This is a genomic window from Bacteroides muris (ex Afrizal et al. 2022) (assembly GCF_004793475.1).
GTDB lineage: Bacteria > Bacteroidota > Bacteroidia > Bacteroidales > Bacteroidaceae > Bacteroides > Bacteroides muris.
In genome coordinates, this window is record NZ_SRYZ01000019.1 from 19,840 (window position 1) to 40,037 (window position 20,198).

Genomic DNA, 20,198 nt, shown 5'->3' on the forward strand with positions numbered 1-20,198 from the left:
TTCCATTGTCAATTATCAATTAAATAAATTTATGGCTTTTAGAAAAGATAACAAGATAAAGAGTAATTTCTCGAAAATCTCTATCGGTTTGGCTTCTCCTGAGGAAATCCTAGAGAATTCGAGTGGTGAAGTTTTAAAGCCTGAAACCATCAACTATCGTACGTATAAGCCTGAACGTGACGGATTATTCTGCGAGCGCATCTTTGGTCCTATCAAGGATTACGAGTGCCATTGCGGTAAGTACAAGCGTATCCGTTACAAAGGTATCGTCTGCGACCGTTGCGGTGTGGAAGTGACTGAAAAGAAAGTGCGCCGTGAGCGTATGGGGCACATTCAGCTCGTTGTACCCGTGGCTCACATCTGGTACTTCCGTTCACTTCCCAACAAAATCGGCTACTTGTTGGGGCTGCCTACCAAGAAGCTGGATGCCATTATCTATTACGAGCGTTATGTTGTCATTCAACCGGGTGTACTGTCTGATGAAGTGGCACAGTACGACTTGCTTGAAGAAGGAGAATATCTGGACTTGCTGGAAAAACTGCCGAAAGACAACCAGTTCCTCGAAGATTCAGACCCCAATAAGTTTATTGCCAAGATGGGTGCGGAAGCTATCTACGATTTGCTGTCACGCCTTAATCTCGACTCTTTGTCTTACGAACTGCGTAACCGTGCCGGAAGCGATGCATCACAGCAACGCAAGACCGAAGCCTTAAAGCGTCTTCAGGTCGTTGAGTCGTTCCGTGCATCACGTGGACGTAACAAGCCCGAGTGGATGATTGTACGCATTGTACCGGTTATTCCACCCGAACTTCGTCCGTTGGTTCCGTTGGATGGTGGCCGTTTCGCAACTTCCGACTTGAATGACCTTTATCGTCGTGTCATTATCCGCAACAACCGTCTAAAGAGATTGATTGAAATCAAAGCTCCTGAGGTGATTTTGCGTAATGAAAAGCGTATGTTGCAGGAAGCTGTAGACTCTCTGTTCGACAACTCCCGTAAATCGAGCGCAGTGAAGACCGATGCTAACCGTCCGTTGAAGTCTCTTTCCGATAGTTTGAAGGGTAAGCAGGGACGTTTCCGTCAGAATTTGTTGGGTAAGCGTGTCGACTATTCCGCACGTTCTGTAATCGTTGTAGGTCCGGAGTTGAAGATGGGCGAATGTGGTATCCCGAAACTGATGGCAGCCGAGCTTTACAAACCGTTCATTATCCGTAAGCTTATTGAGCGCGGTATAGTGAAGACTGTAAAGAGCGCCAAGAAGATTGTAGACCGCAAGGAACCTGTTATCTGGGATATTCTGGAACACGTGATGAAGGGTCATCCGGTGTTGTTGAATCGTGCCCCGACACTTCACCGTCTCGGTATCCAGGCATTCCAGCCCAAGATGATTGAAGGTAAGGCAATCCAGCTGCATCCGTTGGCATGTACGGCGTTCAATGCCGACTTCGACGGTGACCAGATGGCTGTGCACTTGCCACTGAGCAATGAAGCGATTCTGGAAGCACAGATGCTGATGCTACAGTCGCACAATATATTGAACCCTGCCAACGGTGCTCCTATCACTGTGCCTGCCCAGGATATGGTACTCGGTTTGTACTACATTACTAAGTTGCGCAAAGGTGCCAAGGGTGAGGGGCTGACATTCTACGGTCCCGAGGAAGCGCTGATTGCCTACAATGAAGGCAAGTGTGACATCCACGCTCCGGTAAGCGTCGTAGTGAAAGACGTTGACGGAAATGGCAACATTGTGGACAAGATGATGCACGATACTTCTGTAGGTCGTGTCATTGTTAACGAAATTGTTCCGGCAGAAGCAGGATACATCAATACGATTATCTCCAAGAAGTCACTCCGCGACATCATCAGTCACGTAATTAAGGTGTGTGGTGTTGCCAAGGCAGCCGACTTCCTTGACGGAATCAAGAACCTCGGTTACTATATGGCCTTCAAGGGTGGTCTGTCGTTCAACTTGGGCGATATCATCATCCCGGAAGAAAAGGAAGCATTGGTACAGAAGGGTTACGATGAAGTAGAGCAGGTAATCAATAACTATAACATGGGTTTCATCACCAACAACGAGCGTTACAATCAGGTAATCGATATCTGGACACACGTGAACTCAGAATTGTCAAACATCCTGATGAAAACCATTTCAAGCGACGACCAGGGCTTCAACTCCGTATACATGATGTTGGATTCCGGTGCCCGTGGTTCTAAGGAACAGATTCGTCAGCTCTCCGGTATGCGTGGTTTGATGGCAAAGCCTCAGAAAGCAGGTGCCGAAGGTGGTCAGATTATCGAAAACCCGATTCTTTCTAACTTTAAGGAGGGTTTGTCGGTGTTGGAGTACTTTATTTCTACTCACGGTGCTCGTAAGGGTCTTGCCGATACTGCTTTGAAGACGGCCGACGCCGGATACTTGACTCGTCGTCTGGTTGATGTATCGCATGATGTGATTATTAATGAAGAAGACTGCGGCACACTCCGCGGATTGGTTTGTACGGCATTGAAGAACAATGATGAAATCATTGCTACTCTGTACGAACGTATCTTGGGGCGTGTGTCCGTACATGATATTGTTCATCCTACAACCGGTGAATTGATTGTGGCCGGCGGTGAGGAAATTACCGAGGACATTGCACAGCGTATTGAAGATTCTCCAATCGAGAGTGTTGAAATCCGTTCAGTATTGACTTGCGAATCCAAGAAGGGGGTTTGTGCTAAGTGCTACGGACGTAATCTGGCTTCCAGTCGTATGGTTCAGAAGGGTGAGGCAGTCGGTGTAATCGCTGCACAGTCTATCGGTGAGCCGGGTACACAGTTGACACTGCGTACATTCCATGCTGGTGGTACGGCAGCCAATATTGCTGCCAACGCAAGTATTGTGGCCAAGAACCCTGCTCGTCTGGAATTCGAAGAACTCCGTACGGTAGACGTTATCGATGAAGCAGGCGAACCGGCAAAGGTTGTGGTAGGACGTCTGGCCGAAGTACGTTTCGTGGATGTCAATACGGGTATCGTACTCTCCACTCACAACGTGCCCTACGGCTCTACGCTCTATGCAGCTGATGGCGAAATGGTAGAGAAAGGAAAGATGATTGCCCGTTGGGACCCGTTCAACGCGGTTATCATTACCGAAGCTACCGGTAAGATTGAATTTGAAGGCGTTATTGAAAACGTGACTTATAAGGTAGAGTCTGATGAATCTACCGGTTTGCGTGAAATCATTATCATTGAGTCTAAGGACAAGACGAAGGTGCCTACTGCACATATCATGACCGAAGACGGTGAACTGATTCGTACATACAACCTCCCGGTTGGTGGCCATGTGGTGGTTGAGGACGGACAGAAGGTGAAGGCCGGTGAAGTTATCGTGAAGATTCCGCGTGCCGTAGGTAAGGCGGGTGATATCACGGGTGGTCTTCCCCGTGTCACTGAGCTGTTCGAGGCACGCAACCCGTCTAATCCTGCCGTGGTTTCAGAAATTGACGGTGAGGTTACTATGGGTAAGGTAAAACGCGGTAATCGTGAAATTATCGTTACTTCCAAAACCGGTGAAGTGAAGAAGTACCTCGTCCCGCTGTCTAAGCAGATTCTGGTTCAGGAAAACGACTATGTACGTGCCGGTACTCCCTTGTCTGACGGTGCCATTACGCCTGCGGACATTCTGGCTATCAAAGGTCCTACGGCCGTGCAGGAATATATCGTGAACGAGGTTCAGGACGTTTATCGTCTGCAGGGTGTGAAGATTAATGACAAGCACTTTGAAATCATCGTTCGTCAGATGATGCGTAAGGTGGAAATCGACGAGCCGGGCGATACCCGTTTCCTGGAACAGCAGGTTGTTGACAAGATGGAATTCATGGAAGAGAACGACCGTATCTGGGGAAAGAAGGTGGTAGTGGATGCCGGAGATTCCCAGAGCCTGCAGGCCGGTCAGATTGTAACAGCCCGCAAACTGCGGGACGAGAACTCCATGTTGAAACGTCGCGACTTGAAACCCGTGGAAGTGCGTGATGCTGTGCCTGCGACTTCTACACAGATTCTTCAAGGTATCACCCGTGCTGCATTGCAGACTTCGAGTTTCATGTCGGCTGCTTCCTTCCAGGAAACGACGAAGGTGCTGAACGAGGCTGCTATCAACGGAAAGGTAGACCGTCTGGAAGGTATGAAGGAGAACGTAATTTGCGGTCACTTGATTCCTGCCGGTACCGGACAACGCGAGTTTGAGAAGATTATTGTTGGCTCCAAGGAAGAATACGACCGTATGCTTGCCAACAAGAAGACGGTACTTGATTATGCTGTAGACGAGAAAGTAGAGGGATAGCCGATACAACGTCAATAGAATTCTTGAATAGAGAGAGGGAATATTCTGTAAGAAGAATATTCCCTCTCTGTTTTTCTAGGTTTCTTCCCTTTTTGTCTTGATGTATACTTTTTATGAGCAGAGTATATGATGCTGCAAACATGGTGCGGTACTTCTCTAAACCTTTATTGCTATCGTTGTAAAATGGCTGGTAATGTCTTTTATAGATGTGCTTATTTACTTGTGTCTTCTTTTTGAGGACGGCTTATTATGTACTTTTTCTATTTAAATGTATATCATTCAAAAAAAAAGAGTATTTTTGGTCTATCTTTTAAGAACATTTTTAAAACAATTGTGCAATATGGAGACTCAAGAAAATAATAATGGACAGCTTCAGATAGAATTGAAAGAAGAAGTGGCGCAAGGTACGTATGCCAATCTAGCTATTATAACCCATTCCAGTTCGGAATTTATTCTCGACTTTATCCGCGTGATGCCGGGTATGCCAAAGGCTGGCGTACAATCGCGCATTGTTTTGGCACCCGAACATGCCAAGCGGTTGTTGCGTGCACTCGAAGAAAATATCGGAAAATATGAACGCTCATTCGGATTGATTCGCATGCCGGACGAACAAACATTCCCGCCACTTCCCAACATCAAGGGTGAAGCGTAGAATAAAAAAAACTTGTAGTGCATTGATTATTCAAAACTTATTAGTATCTTTGCAGCCCAAAAGTGTATAGTTTTGAATTAATATAAACAATAATATATAACTAAAAACAATTAAAATGCCTACAATTCAGCAATTAGTAAGAAAAGGACGCGAAGTGCTGGTGGAGAAATCAAAGTCTCCCGCATTGGATTCTTGTCCTCAAAGACGTGGCGTTTGCGTGAGAGTGTATACAACCACTCCGAAGAAACCGAATTCAGCTATGCGTAAAGTAGCTCGTGTGCGTTTGACCAATGGTAAAGAGGTGAACTCTTATATTCCGGGAGAAGGTCACAACTTGCAGGAACACTCTATTGTGCTGGTACGTGGTGGTCGTGTGAAAGACCTTCCGGGTGTGCGTTATCACATCGTACGTGGTACTTTGGATACTGCAGGTGTTGCAGGACGTACGCAAAGACGTTCCAAATATGGCGCAAAACGTCCGAAGCCGGGTCAAGCTCCTGCTAAGAAGAAATAATCAGGTAGCCTGATGTCCTAAAACAGAAAAATTAAAAGTAATAACTTACGTTTTAGTTTGTTGGAAATGCTGGCGGTTGAGTAAATCCTCCGGAGGGAGAGTTGAAGAAGACAGAAGTAAACAACCAAGAACGAAAAACATTATTCTTTCAGAAAATGAGAAAAGCAAAACCCAAAAAACGCGTTATCCTGCCGGATCCCGTGTTCAATGATGTAAAAGTTTCCAAGTTTGTGAATCATCTGATGTATGATGGAAAGAAGAATACTTCTTATGAAATCTTCTATGCTGCTTTGGAAACAGTGAAGAATAAAATGCAGAATGAAGAGAAGTCCGCTCTTGAAATCTGGAAAAAAGCTCTGGATAATGTGACTCCTCAAGTGGAAGTTAAGTCTCGCCGTGTGGGTGGTGCTACTTTCCAGGTTCCTACAGAAATTCGTGCTGATCGTAAGGAATCAATTTCCATGAAGAACTTGATAATCTTTGCACGTAAGCGTGGTGGTAAATCAATGGCTGATAAACTGGCTGCCGAAATCATGGATGCTTTCAATGAACAGGGCGGTGCTTACAAACGTAAAGAAGATATGCACAGAATGGCTGAAGCCAACCGCGCATTCGCTCATTTCAGATTCTGATACTGCAAGAAATAACTGATTGATGTTTTAACTTAAAGTAAAGAATAAGAAATGGCAAAGCAAGATTTACATTTGACACGCAATATCGGTATCATGGCTCACATTGATGCCGGAAAGACAACAACCTCTGAACGTATTTTGTTTTACACGGGTTTGACCCACAAAATCGGTGAGGTGCATGACGGTGCCGCTACAATGGACTGGATGGAACAAGAGCAGGAACGTGGTATTACTATCACTTCTGCGGCTACCACTACTCGTTGGAAATATGCAGGTGATACTTATAAAATTAACTTGATTGACACTCCGGGACACGTTGACTTTACCGCTGAGGTAGAACGTTCTTTGCGTATTCTTGATGGTGCCGTTGCTGCTTATTGTGCAGTCGGTGGCGTTGAACCGCAATCTGAAACAGTTTGGCGTCAGGCTGACAAATATAACGTACCGCGTATTGCTTACGTTAATAAAATGGACCGTTCGGGTGCTGACTTCTTTGAAGTAGTTCGCCAAATGAAGGACGTTTTGGGTGCTAATCCGTGTCCTATCGTTATTCCTATCGGTGCTGAGGAGTCTTTCAAAGGTCTGGTGGACCTTATCAAAATGAAAGCTATCTATTGGCATGATGAAACAATGGGTGCTGATTATACTGTAGAGGAAATCCCTGCAAACTTGGCAGACGAAGCTAACGAATGGAGAGATAAGATGCTCGAAAAAGTGGCTGAGTTTGACGATGCTTTGATGGAGAAATATTTCGATGATCCTTCTACCATTACGGAAGAAGAGGTTTTGAGAGCTCTCCGTAACGCAACAGTGCAAATGGCTGTAGTCCCGATGCTTTGCGGTTCTTCATTCAAGAATAAAGGTGTACAGACGTTGCTCGACTACGTTTGTGCATTCTTGCCTTCTCCGTTGGATACAGAAAACGTTGTGGGTTCAAATCCTGAAACTGGCGCTGAAGAAGATCGTAAACCGAGCGAAGATGAAAAGACTTCTGCTTTGGCATTTAAAATCGCAACTGACCCGTATGTGGGCCGTTTGACTTTCTTCCGCGTTTATTCCGGTAAGATTGAGGCTGGTTCTTATATCTATAACTCTCGTTCTGGTAAGAAAGAGCGTGTATCTCGTTTGTTCCAGATGCACTCAAACAAGCAGAACCCGGTAGAAGTTATTAGTGCTGGTGATATTGGTGCTGGCGTAGGTTTCAAGGATATACATACTGGTGATACATTGTGTGACGAAACTGCACCGATTGTATTGGAGTCTATGGACTTCCCGGAACCGGTAATTGGTATCGCAGTTGAGCCTAAGACCCAGAAGGATATGGATAAACTGTCAAATGGTCTGGCTAAGCTGGCTGAAGAAGACCCGACGTTCACAGTTAAGACTGACGAACAGACTGGGCAGACAGTTATCTCTGGTATGGGTGAACTTCACTTGGATATTATTATCGATCGTCTTAAGCGTGAGTTCAAGGTTGAATGTAACCAAGGTAAGCCTCAGGTTAACTACAAGGAAGCCATTACTAAGACAGTTAACTTGCGTGAAGTTTACAAGAAGCAGTCTGGTGGTCGTGGTAAGTTCGCAGATATTATCGTGAACATCGGTCCGGTTGATGAAGACTTCAAGGAAGGTGGATTGCAATTCGTTGACGAAGTGAAGGGTGGTAACATTCCTAAGGAATTTATCCCGTCTGTACAGAAGGGCTTCACTACTGCCATGAAGAATGGTGTGTTGGCAGGTTATCCGTTAGATTCACTGAAGGTAACTTTGATTGATGGTTCTTTCCACCCGGTTGACTCTGATCAGTTGTCTTTCGAAATCTGTGCTATCCAAGCATACAAGAATGCTTGTGCTAAGGCAGGTCCGGTATTGATGGAGCCTATTATGAAGCTGGAAGTTGTTACTCCGGAAGAAAACATGGGTGACGTTATCGGTGACTTGAACAAGCGTCGTGGTCAGGTAGAAGGTATGGAATCCAGCCGTTCTGGTGCACGTATTGTAAAGGCAATGGTTCCGTTGTCAGAAATGTTCGGTTACGTAACAGCTTTGCGTACCATTAGTTCTGGCCGTGCAACCTCTTCAATGGTATACTCTCACCATGCCCAAGTTTCCAACTCTATTGCCAAGGCTGTATTGGAGGAAGTGAAAGGTCGTGCTGACTTAATCTAAAAAAACTTGAAGTCCCGTAGGTTAGCGAATGACTCTTAGCCTGCGGAACTTCATCTTATATATAACTATTTAATAACTAAAGACAGTAATGAGTCAAAAAATTAGAATCAAACTGAAATCTTACGACCACAACTTGGTTGACAAGTCAGCTGAGAAGATTGTAAGAACGGTAAAGACAACGGGCGCCATCGTTAGCGGTCCGATTCCTCTCCCTACGCACAAGCGTATCTTTACCGTGAATCGTTCGACTTTCGTTAACAAGAAGTCGCGTGAACAATTCGAACTCTCTTCTTACAAGAGACTGATTGACATCTATAGTTCAACAGCTAAGACAGTAGATGCTCTGATGAAGTTGGAGTTGCCGAGTGGTGTGGAAGTAGAAATCAAAGTGTAAGTATTAAAAAAATAAGTGAAATGCCAGGATTATTAGGAAAAAAAATCGGAATGACATCCGTTTTCAGTGCCGAGGGTAAGAATGTACCATGCACTGTTATCGAAGCAGGTCCTTGTGTTGTTACTCAAGTGAAAACTGTAGAAAAGGACGGTTATGAAGCTGTTCAGTTGGGCTTCCAAGATAAGAAGGAGAAGCACACTACAAAGCCTTTGATGGGGCACTTTAAAAAAGCTGGAGTAACTCCCAAGAAACACTTGGCTGAGTTCAAAGAATTTGAAACAGAATTGAATCTGGGTGACACTGTTACCGTAGAATTGTTCAATGGCGCAACTTTTGTTGATGTTGTAGGTACTTCTAAGGGTAAAGGTTTCCAAGGTGTAGTAAAACGTCATGGTTTCGGTGGTGTAGGTCAGACTACTCACGGTCAGCATAACCGTGCTCGCAAGCCGGGTTCTATCGGTGCTTGTTCTTATCCCGCAAAGGTATTCAAGGGAATGCGCATGGGTGGACAGCTTGGTGGCGACAGAGTGACTGTTCAAAACCTGCAGGTATTAAAGGTAATCGCGGAGCATAATCTTCTTTTGATTAAGGGTTCTGTTCCTGGTTGCAAAGGTTCAATCGTAATAATTGAGAAATAATGGAAGTTAACGTATATAACATTAAAGGTGAAGACACTGGGAGAAAGATTACGTTAAACGAGTCTATCTTCGGAATTGAGCCCAACGACCATGCTATCTACTTGGATGTTAAACAGTTTATGGCTAACCAGCGTCAGGGTACACACAAATCAAAGGAAAGAAGCGAAATCAGTGGTTCTACTCGTAAGATTGGTCGCCAGAAAGGTGGTGGTGGTGCACGTCGTGGTGACATGAATTCACCGGTACTGGTTGGTGGTGGACGCGTATTCGGTCCGAAACCGAGAGATTACTACTTCAAATTAAATAAAAAAGTAAAGGCTCTGGCTCGTAAGTCGGCTTTGTCATACAAGGCTCAGAACAACGCGGTTGTAGTAGTAGAAGACTTCTCTTTTGAAGCTCCGAAGACTAAAGATTTCGTTGCAATGACAAAAAATCTTAAAGTATCTGACAAAAAGCTGCTTATGATTTTACCAGAAGCAAATAAAAACGTATATTTGTCGGCTCGTAATGTGAAGGGCGCTAATGTGCAGACTGTCTCAGGGTTAAATACTTACAGAGTATTGGACGCTGGGGTTGTTGTGTTTGCTGAAAGTGCACTTTCTGCTATCGACAATATCTTAATGTAAAAAGGAGGCTTAAATAATGGGAATTATTATTAAACCGTTAGTGACAGAGAAGATGACTGCAATTACTGATAAGACGAACAATCGTTTCGGCTTTATCGTGCGTCCTGAAGCTAATAAACTGGAAATTAAGAAGGAAGTTGAAGCCCTTTACAACGTTACAGTGGTTGATGTGAATACAATGAAGTATGCTGGCAAGAACAAGAGCCGCTATACTCGTGCCGGTATCATCAACGGACGTACGAATGCGTTCAAGAAGGCTATCGTTACGTTGAAAGAAGGAGATACTATTGATTTTTATAGCAATATTTAATAAAAATGGCAGTACGTAAATTTAAGCCCACAACACCGGGGCAAAGACATAAAATTATTGGTACTTACGAAGAGATTACTGCACGGGTACCAGAAAAGTCTCTTGTATTTGGTAAGAAATCTTCAGGTGGTCGTAATAACGAAGGTAAGATGACCATGCGTTACATTGGTGGCGGTAGTAAGAAGATTATTCGTATCGTAGATTTCAAGAGAAATAAAGACGGTGTGCCTGCAGTGGTTAAAACAATTGAATACGATCCGAACCGTTCGGCTCGTATCGCTCTGTTGTTTTATGCAGATGGAGAAAAAAGATATATTATTGCTCCCAATGGATTGCAAGTTGGTACAACTTTGATGTCAGGTGAAACTGCTACTCCGGAAATCGGAAACGCACTTCCGCTTCAGAATATTCCGGTCGGTACTGTAATTCATAATATCGAATTACGTCCGGGACAAGGCGCTGCCTTGGTTCGCTCGGCTGGTAACTTCGCTCAGTTGACTTCTAGAGAAGGTAAATACTGCGTTATCAAGTTGCCTTCAGGTGAGGTTCGTCAGATTCTCAGCACATGTAAGGCTACTATCGGTAGTGTAGGTAACTCAGATCATGGATTGGAAAGTTCAGGTAAAGCTGGACGTTCTCGTTGGTTAGGACGTCGTCCGCGTAACCGTGGTGTTGTTATGAACCCGGTTGATCACCCGATGGGTGGTGGTGAAGGACGTGCTTCAGGAGGACACCCGAGATCTCGTAAGGGATTGTACGCTAAGGGTCTTAAGACAAGAGCTCCGAAGAAACAATCGTCTAAGTATATTATTGAGAGAAGAAAGAAGTAATCTGATTAATTGAGTAAATTATGAGTCGTTCATTAAAAAAAGGTCCGTATATTAACGTTAAGCTTGAGAAGAAAGTGCTTGCCATGAATGAATCGGGCAAGAAAGTGGTAGTTAAGACCTGGGCCAGAGCTTCAATGATTTCGCCTGATTTCGTAGGCCATACTGTTGCAGTTCACAACGGAAATAAATTTATTCCTGTTTATGTTACCGAAAATATGGTAGGACACAAGTTGGGCGAATTTGCTCCAACTCGTACTTTCAGAGGACACGCTGGTAACAAGAAAAAATAAAACAGGATTTATCTGAAATAATAAAGTAATAATATAATGGGAGCAAGAAAAAAAATATCGGCTGAAAAAAGAAAAGAAGCCCTTAAGACCATGTATTTTGCGAAATTGCAAAATGTTCCTACTTCCCCCCGTAAAATGCGTCTCGTGGCTGACATGATTCGCGGGATGGAGGTGAACAGAGCACTCGGCGTCCTGAAGTTCTCTTCAAAAGAGGCTGCCGCAAGAGTGGAAAAGTTGCTGCGCTCTGCAATTGCTAACTGGGAGCAGAAAAACGAACGTAAAGCTGAAAGTGGCGAGCTGTTCGTAACCAAGATTTTTGTTGATGGTGGTGCTACGCTCAAAAGAATGAGACCGGCTCCGCAGGGTAGAGGTTACAGAATTCGTAAACGTTCAAACCACGTAACGTTGTTCGTTGGTTCTAAAAGTAATAACGAAGATCAAAATTAAGGTAAATGGGACAAAAAGTTAATCCAATAAGCAACCGTTTAGGAATTATCAGAGGATGGGATTCCAATTGGTATGGTGGAAAGAATTACGGCGACTCTCTGCTGGAAGATAGCAAGATTCGTAAATATTTGAACGCTCGTCTGGCAAAGGCTAGTGTGTCAAGAATTGTAATTGAACGTACACTGAAACTCGTGACTATTACCGTTTGTACTGCACGTCCGGGTATCATTATCGGCAAAGGTGGCCAAGAAGTTGACAAGTTGAAGGAGGAGTTGAAGAAGGTTACGGATAAGGATGTGCAGATTAATATCTTCGAAGTTAAAAGACCTGAGTTGGACGCTGTTATCGTGGCTAACAACATCGCCCGTCAGGTTGAAGGTAAAATTGCCTACCGTCGTGCCATCAAGATGGCCATTGCCAATACCATGCGTATGGGTGCGGAAGGTATCAAGATTCAGATTTCAGGACGTTTGAATGGTGCAGAAATGGCCCGTTCTGAAATGTATAAGGAAGGAAGAACTCCGTTGCACACTTTCAGAGCAGATATTGACTACTGTCATGCAGAAGCATTGACAAAGGTTGGTCTTCTCGGTATTAAAGTTTGGATTTGTAGAGGTGAAGTTTATGGTAAGAGGGAGTTGGCTCCGAACTTTACGCAAAGCAAGGAAAGTGGTCGTGGAAGCAATAGCGGAAACAATGGCGGAAAGAACTTCAAAAGAAAGAAAAATAATCGCTAACGAATTTGATTTTTAGGAATTATGTTACAACCGAAAAAAACAAAATTCAGAAGACAACAAAAAGGCCGTCAAAAGGGTAATGCCCAAAGAGGAAACCAGTTGGCTTTCGGATCTTTTGGTATTAAGGCCTTGGAAACGAAATGGATTACAGGCCGTCAGATTGAAGCTGCGCGTATTGCAGTGACAAGATATATGCAACGTCAAGGACAGATTTGGATTCGTATTTTCCCCGATAAACCTATTACCAGAAAGCCTGCTGATGTACGTATGGGTAAAGGTAAGGGTGCACCGGAGGGATTCGTAGCCCCTGTTACACCGGGTAGAATTATTATCGAAGCCGAAGGAGTATCTTATGAAATCGCTAAAGAGGCTTTGCGCTTGGCTGCACAGAAGCTTCCTATCACAACCAAGTTTGTGGTTAGACGTGATTATGATATTCAAAATCAAAATGCGTAAGGAGTATGAAAATAGCAGAAATTAAAGAGATGCCTACCAACGACTTGGTAGAAAGAGTAGAAGCAGAAGTAGCTAATTACAACCAAATGGTTTTAAATCATTCTATTTCTCCTTTGGATAATCCTGCTCAAATCAAACAATTACGCAGGACTATTGCGCGTATGAAAACAGAATTACGCCAAAGAGAACTTAACAATAAATGATGAGCTTGATGGAAGCAAGAAATTTAAGAAAAGAAAGAACTGGGGTTGTGCTGAGCAACAAGATGGATAAGACCATTACGGTAGCAGCTAAGTTTAAGGAGAAACACCCCATATATGGTAAGTTCGTTAGCAAGACGAAGAAGTACCATGCTCATGATGAAAAGAATGAGTGCAATATCGGCGATACTGTACACATCATGGAAACTCGTCCTTTGAGCAAGACTAAGAGATGGAGATTGGTAGAAATAATTGAAAGAGCTAAGTAATTATGATACAAGTAGAATCCAGACTTACAGTATGTGATAATAGTGGGGCAAAAGAGGCTCTCTGTATCCGCGTTTTGGGTGGTACAGGTCGCCGCTATGCTTCAGTAGGGGACGTGATTGTCGTTTCTGTAAAGAGCGTTATCCCTTCAAGTGATATTAAAAAAGGTGCAGTGTCTAAAGCTTTGATTGTACGTACTAAGAAAGAAATCCGTCGTGCTGATGGCTCTTACATACGTTTTGATGATAATGCTTGCGTGTTGTTGAACAATGCAGGTGAAATTAGAGGTAGTCGTATTTTCGGTCCGGTAGCTCGTGAACTTCGTGCTACTAACATGAAAGTTGTGTCACTCGCTCCTGAAGTACTTTAATATTGTAAAAGATTTGAGTAATGAGTAAATTACATATTAAAAAAGGCGATACAGTTTATGTAAACTCCGGTGAAGACAAGGGTAAGACTGGTCGTGTATTGAAGGTTCTTGTTGATAAAAACCGTGCAATTGTTGAAGGTATCAACATGGTGTCTAAGAGTACAAAACCGAATGCTAAAAATCCGCAAGGTGGCATCGTGAAGCAGGAGGCTTCTGTCCACTTGTCAAACTTGAACCCCGTTGATCCAAAGACTGGCAAAGCAACGCGTGTTGGAAGAAAAGTAAGTGCTGATGGCACTTTAGTGCGTTATTCTAAAAAATCAGGAGAGGAGATTAAGTAATGAGTAATACTGCTAGCCTTAAGAAAGAATATGCAGAGCGTATTGCGCCTGCATTGAAATCACAGTTCCAGTATTCTTCTTCAATGCAGATACCCGTACTTAAGAAGATTGTTATCAATCAAGGTCTGGGTATGGCTGTTGCCGACAAGAAGATTATTGAAGTGGCAATTAATGAAATGACTGCTATTACTGGTCAGAAAGCCGTGGCAACCATTTCTCGTAAGGATATTGCGAACTTTAAGTTACGTAAGAAAATGCCGATTGGTGTTATGGTAACTCTGCGTCGTGAGAGAATGTACGAATTCCTTGAAAAGCTGGTTCGTGTAGCTCTGCCTCGTATTCGCGACTTCAAGGGTATTGAAAGTAAGTTTGATGGTAAAGGTAATTATACCCTTGGTATTCAGGAACAAATCATTTTCCCTGAAATTAATATTGATAGTATTACCAGAATTCTCGGAATGAATATTACCTTTGTAACCTCTGCGCAAACAGATGAAGAAGGGTATGCCTTGTTGAAAGAATTCGGTTTACCGTTTAAAAACGCTAAAAAAGATTGATAATATGGCAAAGGAATCAATGAAGGCACGTGAAGTAAAGCGTGCTAAATTAGTAGCCAGATATGCCGAGAAAAGAGCTGCGTTGAAGCAAATCGTTAGAACTGGTGATCCTGCTGAAGCTTTTGAAGCTGCACAGAAATTGCAGGACTTGCCTAAGAATTCTAATCCGATTCGTATGCACAACCGTTGCAAGCTGACTGGTCGTCCTAAAGGATATATCCGTCAGTTTGGTATCTCAAGAATCCAATTCCGTGAGATGGCTTCCAACGGTCTTATTCCCGGTGTAAAGAAAGCAAGCTGGTAATTTGTTTTTTTAAATATTGTCAGGGTAGGCCTGATTAATTTAATTTATTTTTTATATGACTGATCCAATAGCAGATTATTTGACGAGGTTGCGGAACGCTATTCAAGCGAAGCACAGAGTTGTGGAAGTTCCGGCTTCAAATTTGAAAAAAGAAATCACTAAGATTCTTTTTGAAAAGGGCTACATTCTTAATTATAAGTTTGTAGAAGATGGTCCTCAAGGTACAATCAAGGTTGCCTTGAAGTATGATCCGGTAAACAAGGTTAACGCTATCAAGAAGCTGGAGAGAATCTCTTCTCCGGGTTTGCGTCAATATACCGGTTATAAAGACATGCCGCGTGTTATTAATGGTTTGGGTATTGCTATAATATCTACTTCCAAGGGTGTAATGACCAACAAAGAAGCCGCTGAACTGAAAATTGGTGGTGAAGTTTTGTGTTATGTATATTAATAGGAGGAATTAGCAATGTCAAGAATAGGAAAATTACCCATTAGTATTCCCGCTGGAGTAACAGTTACTCTGAAAGATGACGTGGTTACCGTTAAGGGACCCAAAGGCGAAATGAGCCAATATGTAAATCCTGCTATCAATGTTACCATCGAAGACGGTCATGTTGTTTTGGCTGAGAATGAAAATGCAATGCTGGATAATCCCAAGCAAAAGCATGCATTCCATGGATTATACCGTTCATTGGTACACAATATGGTTGTTGGTGTATCAGAAGGATATAAGAAAGAATTGGAACTTGTCGGTGTAGGTTACCGTGCCTCTAACCAGGGAAATATCATTGAACTGGCTTTAGGCTATACTCACAGTATCTTTATACAGTTGCCTCCTGAAGTTAAAGTTGAGACTAAGTCTGAAAGAAACAAGAATCCTTTGATTATATTGGAATCTTGCGACAAGCAGTTACTTGGTCAAGTTTGCTCTAAAATACGTTCTTTCCGTAAGCCTGAACCGTATAAGGGTAAGGGTATTAAGTTTGTTGGCGAAGAAATTCGTAGAAAGTCTGGTAAATCAGCCGGTGCTAAATAATCATTTAAATTGATATTATTATGACAACAAAAATAGAAAGACGTATAAAGATCAAATATAGAGTACGCAACAAAATTTCAGGTACTACTGAATGCCCGCGTATGAGTGTATTTAGAAGTAATAAGCAAATCTATGTTCAGATTATCGACGATTTGTCCGGTAAGACGCTGGCTGCCGCTTCTTCTTTGGGTATGACTGAAAAAATGCCTAAGAAGGAACAAGCTGCTAAAGTGGGTGAACTGATTGCGAAAAAAGCTCAAGAAGCAGGTATTACTACTGTTGTTTTCGACCGTAATGGTTACTTGTATCATGGGAGAGTAAAAGAGGTGGCTGATGCTGCCCGTAACGGTGGACTTAAATTTTAATCATTATGGCAGGACTTAATAATAGAGTTAAGATTACAAACGATATAGAGCTGAAAGACAGATTGGTTGCTATTAATCGTGTAACCAAAGTAACCAAAGGTGGTAGAACTTTTAGTTTCTCTGCTATTGTGGTAGTAGGAAACGAAGAAGGTATCATCGGATGGGGCCTTGGTAAAGCTGGTGAAGTAACTGCTGCTATTGCCAAAGGTGTTGAATCAGCAAAGAAGAACCTGACAAGAGTGCCTGTACTGAAGGGTACAGTTCCTCACGAACAGTCCGCTAAATTTGGTGGTGCTGAGGTATTTATTAAACCGGCTTCTCATGGTACCGGTGTCGTTGCCGGTGGTGCAATGCGCGCTGTATTGGAAAGTGTCGGTGTGACAGACGTTTTGGCTAAGTCAAAAGGTTCTTCCAACCCGCACAACTTGGTAAAGGCTACTATCTTGGCATTGAGCGAAATGCGTGATGCCCGTATGGTTGCCCAGAACAGAGGAGTTAGTATGGAAAAAGTATTTAGAGGATAAGGAGGAAGAATATGTCGACTATAAAGATTAAACAAGTTAAAAGTAGAATTGGTGCTCCTGCTGATCAGAAGAGAACTCTCGATGCACTGGGACTTCATAAGTTGAATCGTGTGGTTGAACACGAATGCACTCCTTCAATTCTTGGAATGGTGGATAAGGTTAAACACTTGGTTACCATTGTTAAGTAATTATTTGTTGAATATAAAACGAATTACAATATGAACTTAAGTAATTTAAAACCTGCAGAGGGATCTACTAAAACAAGAAAGAGAATTGGACGTGGTCCGGGTTCTGGCTTGGGAGGTACTTCTACTAGAGGTCATAAAGGAGCTAAATCAAGATCTGGATACTCTAAGAAAATCGGTTTTGAAGGTGGTCAGATGCCTCTTCAACGTCGTCTTCCTAAGTTTGGCTTTAAAAACATCAATCGTGTAGAGTATAAGGCTATCAACTTGGATACAGTTCAGAAATTGGCTGAAGCAAAGAACTTGCAGACTGTAGGTATCAGTGACTTCATTGCCGCTGGTTTCATTTCTGCAAGCCAGTTGGTAAAAGTATTAGGTAACGGAACTTTGACTGCTAAGTTGGATGTACAAGCACATGCGTTTTCTAAAACTGCTGTTGCTGCCATCGAAGCTGCTGGTGGACAAGTAGTAAAACTCTAATTCGATGAGAAAAGCTATTGAAACATTAAAGAATATATGGAAAATTGAGGATCTGAGACAACGGATCCTCATTACCATATTGTTTGTGGCAATTTACCGTTTCGGTTCGTATGTCGTTTTGCCGGGTATCAATCCGTCAATGCTGGCACAATTGCATCAACAGACAAGCGAAGGTCTTTTAGCCTTGTTAAACATGTTTTCCGGAGGAGCATTTTCCAATGCCTCTATTTTTGCATTGGGTATCATGCCGTACATCTCTGCCTCCATTGTGATTCAGTTGCTGGGTATTGCGGTTCCGTATTTCCAGAAATTGCAGCGCGAAGGTGAGAGCGGTAGAAGAAAGATGAATCAATATACTCGTTATCTGACGATTCTTATTCTTTTGGTTCAGGCTCCTTCTTATTTGCTCAATCTTAAGATGCAGGCTGGTCCTTCTTTAAATGCTTCATTAGATTGGACTCTGTTTATGTTTACTTCTACCATTATTTTAGCGGCTGGAAGTATGTTTATTTTGTGGCTTGGTGAGAGAATTACGGATAAGGGTATCGGTAATGGTATTTCGCTGATTATCATGATTGGTATCATCGCCCGTCTGCCGCAGTCTTTATTCCAGGAATTGATTTCCCGTATGACGGACAAGACTGGTGGTTTGGTAATGTTCCTGATTGAGCTTGTTGTTCTGCTGGTTGTCATTGCATTCGCTATTCTTTTAGTGCAGGGAACTAGAAAGATTCCTGTTCAATATGCGAAGAAGATCGTGGGTAACAAGCAATATGGCGGTGCTAGACAGTATATTCCTTTGAAGGTGAATGCTGCTAACGTGATGCCTATCATTTTTGCTCAGGCTATCATGTTTATTCCTATCACTCTTGTTGGGTTCTCGAATGTAAATGATGCAAGCGGTTTCGTACGTGCATTGACTGATCATACAAGCTTTTGGTATAATTTGATTTTTGCAGTGTTGATTATATTGTTTACGTATTTCTACACTGCAATTACTATTAACCCGACTCAGATGGCTGAAGATATGAAGAGAAACAATGGTTTTATTCCGGGTATCAAGCCAGGAAAGCAAACTGCCGAGTATATTGACGTGATTATGTCACGCATTACTCTGCCTGGTTCTTTCTTCTTGGCCTTGGTTGCCATTATGCCTGCGTTTGCCGGTATATTTGGTGTGAAAGCTGAGTTTGCTCAATTCTTTGGCGGTACATCTTTGTTAATCCTTGTGGGTGTGGTTCTTGATACTCTCCAGCAAGTAGAAAGTCATTTGTTGATGAGACATTATGACGGTTTGCTGAAATCCGGACGTATTAAAGGCCGCAGTGGTAATGTAGCTGCATATTAATCTTTTTTGAAGAATGATATTTCTTAAAACAGAAGATGAAATAGAGTTGCTCCGCAAGAGTAATTTGCTTGTTGGAAAGACGCTGGCTGAGATAGCTAAGGTTATAAAGCCCGGAGTGACAACAAAAGAGCTGGATAGGGTGGCAGAAGAGTTCATCAGAGACAATGGTGCGGTTCCAACCTTTAAAGGTTTTCCGAATCAATATGGCGATTCTTTTCCAGCTTCTATTTGTACATCTGTAAATGATCAGGTGGTGCATGGAATTCCGGGAGACGATGTGGTACTGAAAGAAGGGGATGTTGTATCTGTTGATTGTGGTACTTACATGAATGGCTTTTGCGGTGATTCGGCCTATACGTTTTGTGTGGGTGAAGTTGATGATGAGATTCGCAAATTGCTGAAGGTTACTAAAGAGGCATTGTACATAGGAATACAGAATGCCGTTCAAGGCAAGCGGTTGGGCGATATCGGATATGCGATACAACAGCACTGTGAGTCTAATTCTTATGGTGTAGTGCGTGAGTTTGTCGGTCATGGGATAGGTAAGGAGATGCATGAAGACCCACAAGTCCCTAATTACGGAAAACGTGGTTATGGAACAATGTTGAAGAAAGGTTTGTGCATTGCTATTGAGCCGATGATAACTTTGGGTAGCCGACAAATAGTAATGGAGCGTGACGGCTGGACGGTGAGGACAAAAGATCGCAAATGTGCTGCTCATTTTGAACATACGATAGCAGTCGGAGCTGGTGAAGCTGATATATTGTCGTCATTCGAGTTCATTGAAGAAGTATTAGGAGATAAAGCAATTTAAAAAATTAATATGGCAAAGCAATCTGCAATAGAACAAGATGGAGTTATAGTTGAAGCATTGTCTAATGCAATGTTTCGTGTTGAATTAGAAAACGGACATGAGATTACTGCACATATTTCCGGTAAGATGCGGATGCATTACATCAAAATTCTGCCAGGGGATAAGGTTAGAGTCGAAATGTCTCCTTACGATTTATCGAAAGGAAGAATTGTATTTAGATATAAATAAAATTAAGATATGAAAGTAAGAGCATCCTTAAAGAAACGTACGCCAGAGTGTAAGATTGTTAGACGTAATGGCCGTTTGTATGTTATTAACAAGAAAAATCCTAAGTATAAACAACGTCAAGGATAATATTATTATTTTTGCAAAAAAAATAATTTAG

At 42.7% G+C, this 20,198-nt stretch carries 30 protein-coding genes; all 30 read left to right on the forward strand.

The window, feature by feature from the left end; genetic code table 11:
- The first annotated feature begins 31 nt into the window (after positions 1-31).
- The 30 genes from rpoC to ykgO all read left to right on the forward strand — a co-directional run bounded on the left by rpoC (position 32) and on the right by ykgO (position 20,167).
- Positions 32-4,327 (forward strand): DNA-directed RNA polymerase subunit beta', encoded by a 4,296-nt coding sequence (gene rpoC, locus E5355_RS09915; RefSeq protein WP_136010240.1) that lies wholly within the window; start codon positions 32-34, stop codon positions 4,325-4,327.
- A 340-nt stretch (positions 4,328-4,667) separates the two neighbouring features.
- A complete protein-coding gene (locus E5355_RS09920) occupies positions 4,668-4,979 on the forward strand; it encodes a DUF3467 domain-containing protein (RefSeq protein ID WP_136010241.1) in 312 nt (103 codons plus the stop codon).
- Positions 4,980-5,094: 115 nt separating this feature from the next.
- On the forward strand, positions 5,095-5,493 hold the full coding sequence (gene rpsL / locus E5355_RS09925; RefSeq protein WP_136010242.1) for a 30S ribosomal protein S12: 399 nt from the start codon (positions 5,095-5,097) through the stop codon (positions 5,491-5,493).
- A gap of 155 nt (positions 5,494-5,648) precedes the next feature.
- Complete coding sequence (rpsG, locus tag E5355_RS09930) at positions 5,649-6,125, forward strand: 30S ribosomal protein S7 (protein WP_005825710.1); 477 nt, start codon at positions 5,649-5,651, stop codon at positions 6,123-6,125.
- Positions 6,126-6,176: 51 nt separating this feature from the next.
- Positions 6,177-8,294, forward strand: a complete 2,118-nt coding sequence (gene fusA, locus E5355_RS09935; protein ID WP_136010243.1) for an elongation factor G — start codon at positions 6,177-6,179, stop codon at positions 8,292-8,294.
- Positions 8,295-8,382: 88 nt separating this feature from the next.
- A complete protein-coding gene (gene rpsJ / locus E5355_RS09940) occupies positions 8,383-8,688 on the forward strand; it encodes a 30S ribosomal protein S10 (protein ID WP_004291244.1) in 306 nt (101 codons plus the stop codon).
- Positions 8,689-8,708: 20 nt separating this feature from the next.
- Positions 8,709-9,326: a 50S ribosomal protein L3 gene (gene rplC / locus E5355_RS09945; protein ID WP_136010244.1), complete on the forward strand. Its 618-nt coding sequence runs from the start codon at positions 8,709-8,711 to the stop codon at positions 9,324-9,326.
- The gene (rplD, locus tag E5355_RS09950) at positions 9,326-9,952 is read left to right on the forward strand and encodes a 50S ribosomal protein L4 (protein ID WP_136010245.1); all 627 of its coding nucleotides are present in this window, start codon (positions 9,326-9,328) and stop codon (positions 9,950-9,952) included. Before rplC ends, rplD begins: the two co-directional genes overlap by 1 nt.
- A 16-nt stretch (positions 9,953-9,968) precedes the next feature.
- Positions 9,969-10,262 (forward strand): 50S ribosomal protein L23, encoded by a 294-nt coding sequence (gene rplW, locus E5355_RS09955; RefSeq protein WP_005825706.1) that lies wholly within the window; start codon positions 9,969-9,971, stop codon positions 10,260-10,262.
- Between the two features lie 5 nt (positions 10,263-10,267).
- Positions 10,268-11,092, forward strand: coding sequence for a 50S ribosomal protein L2 (gene rplB / locus E5355_RS09960; protein WP_136010246.1), 825 nt, complete (start codon positions 10,268-10,270; stop codon positions 11,090-11,092).
- A gap of 20 nt (positions 11,093-11,112) precedes the next feature.
- Positions 11,113-11,382: a 30S ribosomal protein S19 gene (gene rpsS / locus E5355_RS09965; RefSeq protein WP_002558070.1), complete on the forward strand. Its 270-nt coding sequence runs from the start codon at positions 11,113-11,115 to the stop codon at positions 11,380-11,382.
- A gap of 36 nt (positions 11,383-11,418) precedes the next feature.
- A complete protein-coding gene (rplV, locus tag E5355_RS09970; protein WP_004291236.1) occupies positions 11,419-11,829 on the forward strand; it encodes a 50S ribosomal protein L22 in 411 nt (136 codons plus the stop codon).
- Positions 11,830-11,834: 5 nt separating this feature from the next.
- On the forward strand, positions 11,835-12,566 hold the full coding sequence (gene rpsC / locus E5355_RS09975) for a 30S ribosomal protein S3 (protein ID WP_136010247.1): 732 nt from the start codon (positions 11,835-11,837) through the stop codon (positions 12,564-12,566).
- Positions 12,567-12,587: 21 nt separating this feature from the next.
- Positions 12,588-13,022 carry a 50S ribosomal protein L16 gene (rplP, locus tag E5355_RS09980; RefSeq protein ID WP_004291234.1) on the forward strand — a complete coding sequence of 145 codons (435 nt, stop codon included), beginning with the start codon at positions 12,588-12,590 and terminating at the stop codon, positions 13,020-13,022.
- 5 nt (positions 13,023-13,027) lie between these two features.
- A complete protein-coding gene (rpmC, locus tag E5355_RS09985) occupies positions 13,028-13,225 on the forward strand; it encodes a 50S ribosomal protein L29 (protein WP_025835822.1) in 198 nt (65 codons plus the stop codon).
- Positions 13,222-13,491, forward strand: a complete 270-nt coding sequence (rpsQ, locus tag E5355_RS09990; RefSeq protein ID WP_005825701.1) for a 30S ribosomal protein S17 — start codon at positions 13,222-13,224, stop codon at positions 13,489-13,491. The genes rpmC and rpsQ overlap by 4 nt, the downstream gene beginning before the upstream one ends.
- 2 nt (positions 13,492-13,493) lie before the next feature.
- Positions 13,494-13,859, forward strand: coding sequence for a 50S ribosomal protein L14 (rplN, locus tag E5355_RS09995; protein ID WP_005825700.1), 366 nt, complete (start codon positions 13,494-13,496; stop codon positions 13,857-13,859).
- Positions 13,860-13,879: 20 nt separating this feature from the next.
- Positions 13,880-14,200, forward strand: coding sequence for a 50S ribosomal protein L24 (gene rplX / locus E5355_RS10000; protein ID WP_136010248.1), 321 nt, complete (start codon positions 13,880-13,882; stop codon positions 14,198-14,200).
- On the forward strand, positions 14,200-14,757 hold the full coding sequence (gene rplE / locus E5355_RS10005) for a 50S ribosomal protein L5 (RefSeq protein WP_013546680.1): 558 nt from the start codon (positions 14,200-14,202) through the stop codon (positions 14,755-14,757). The genes rplX and rplE overlap by 1 nt, the downstream gene beginning before the upstream one ends.
- A gap of 4 nt (positions 14,758-14,761) precedes the next feature.
- A complete protein-coding gene (gene rpsN / locus E5355_RS10010; RefSeq protein WP_005825697.1) occupies positions 14,762-15,061 on the forward strand; it encodes a 30S ribosomal protein S14 in 300 nt (99 codons plus the stop codon).
- Between the two features lie 55 nt (positions 15,062-15,116).
- A complete protein-coding gene (rpsH, locus tag E5355_RS10015; RefSeq protein ID WP_004291226.1) occupies positions 15,117-15,512 on the forward strand; it encodes a 30S ribosomal protein S8 in 396 nt (131 codons plus the stop codon).
- 15 nt (positions 15,513-15,527) lie between these two features.
- Positions 15,528-16,097 carry a 50S ribosomal protein L6 gene (gene rplF / locus E5355_RS10020; protein ID WP_005825696.1) on the forward strand — a complete coding sequence of 190 codons (570 nt, stop codon included), beginning with the start codon at positions 15,528-15,530 and terminating at the stop codon, positions 16,095-16,097.
- Between the two features lie 20 nt (positions 16,098-16,117).
- Positions 16,118-16,462 (forward strand): 50S ribosomal protein L18, encoded by a 345-nt coding sequence (gene rplR, locus E5355_RS10025; RefSeq protein WP_005656518.1) that lies wholly within the window; start codon positions 16,118-16,120, stop codon positions 16,460-16,462.
- Positions 16,463-16,467: 5 nt separating this feature from the next.
- On the forward strand, positions 16,468-16,986 hold the full coding sequence (gene rpsE, locus E5355_RS10030) for a 30S ribosomal protein S5 (protein ID WP_005825693.1): 519 nt from the start codon (positions 16,468-16,470) through the stop codon (positions 16,984-16,986).
- A gap of 11 nt (positions 16,987-16,997) precedes the next feature.
- Positions 16,998-17,174 (forward strand): 50S ribosomal protein L30, encoded by a 177-nt coding sequence (gene rpmD, locus E5355_RS10035; protein WP_004291222.1) that lies wholly within the window; start codon positions 16,998-17,000, stop codon positions 17,172-17,174.
- Positions 17,175-17,204: 30 nt separating this feature from the next.
- Positions 17,205-17,651: a 50S ribosomal protein L15 gene (gene rplO, locus E5355_RS10040; RefSeq protein WP_136010249.1), complete on the forward strand. Its 447-nt coding sequence runs from the start codon at positions 17,205-17,207 to the stop codon at positions 17,649-17,651.
- 4 nt (positions 17,652-17,655) lie between these two features.
- Positions 17,656-18,999, forward strand: coding sequence for a preprotein translocase subunit SecY (secY, locus tag E5355_RS10045; protein ID WP_136010250.1), 1,344 nt, complete (start codon positions 17,656-17,658; stop codon positions 18,997-18,999).
- Positions 19,000-19,012: 13 nt separating this feature from the next.
- Positions 19,013-19,813 (forward strand): type I methionyl aminopeptidase, encoded by an 801-nt coding sequence (gene map / locus E5355_RS10050; RefSeq protein WP_136010251.1) that lies wholly within the window; start codon positions 19,013-19,015, stop codon positions 19,811-19,813.
- A gap of 9 nt (positions 19,814-19,822) precedes the next feature.
- On the forward strand, positions 19,823-20,041 hold the full coding sequence (gene infA, locus E5355_RS10055; RefSeq protein ID WP_002558052.1) for a translation initiation factor IF-1: 219 nt from the start codon (positions 19,823-19,825) through the stop codon (positions 20,039-20,041).
- A 9-nt stretch (positions 20,042-20,050) separates the two neighbouring features.
- Entirely contained in the window at positions 20,051-20,167 is a 117-nt protein-coding gene (ykgO, locus tag E5355_RS10060; RefSeq protein WP_002558051.1) for a type B 50S ribosomal protein L36, read from the forward strand.
- Positions 20,168-20,198: the final 31 nt, after the last annotated feature.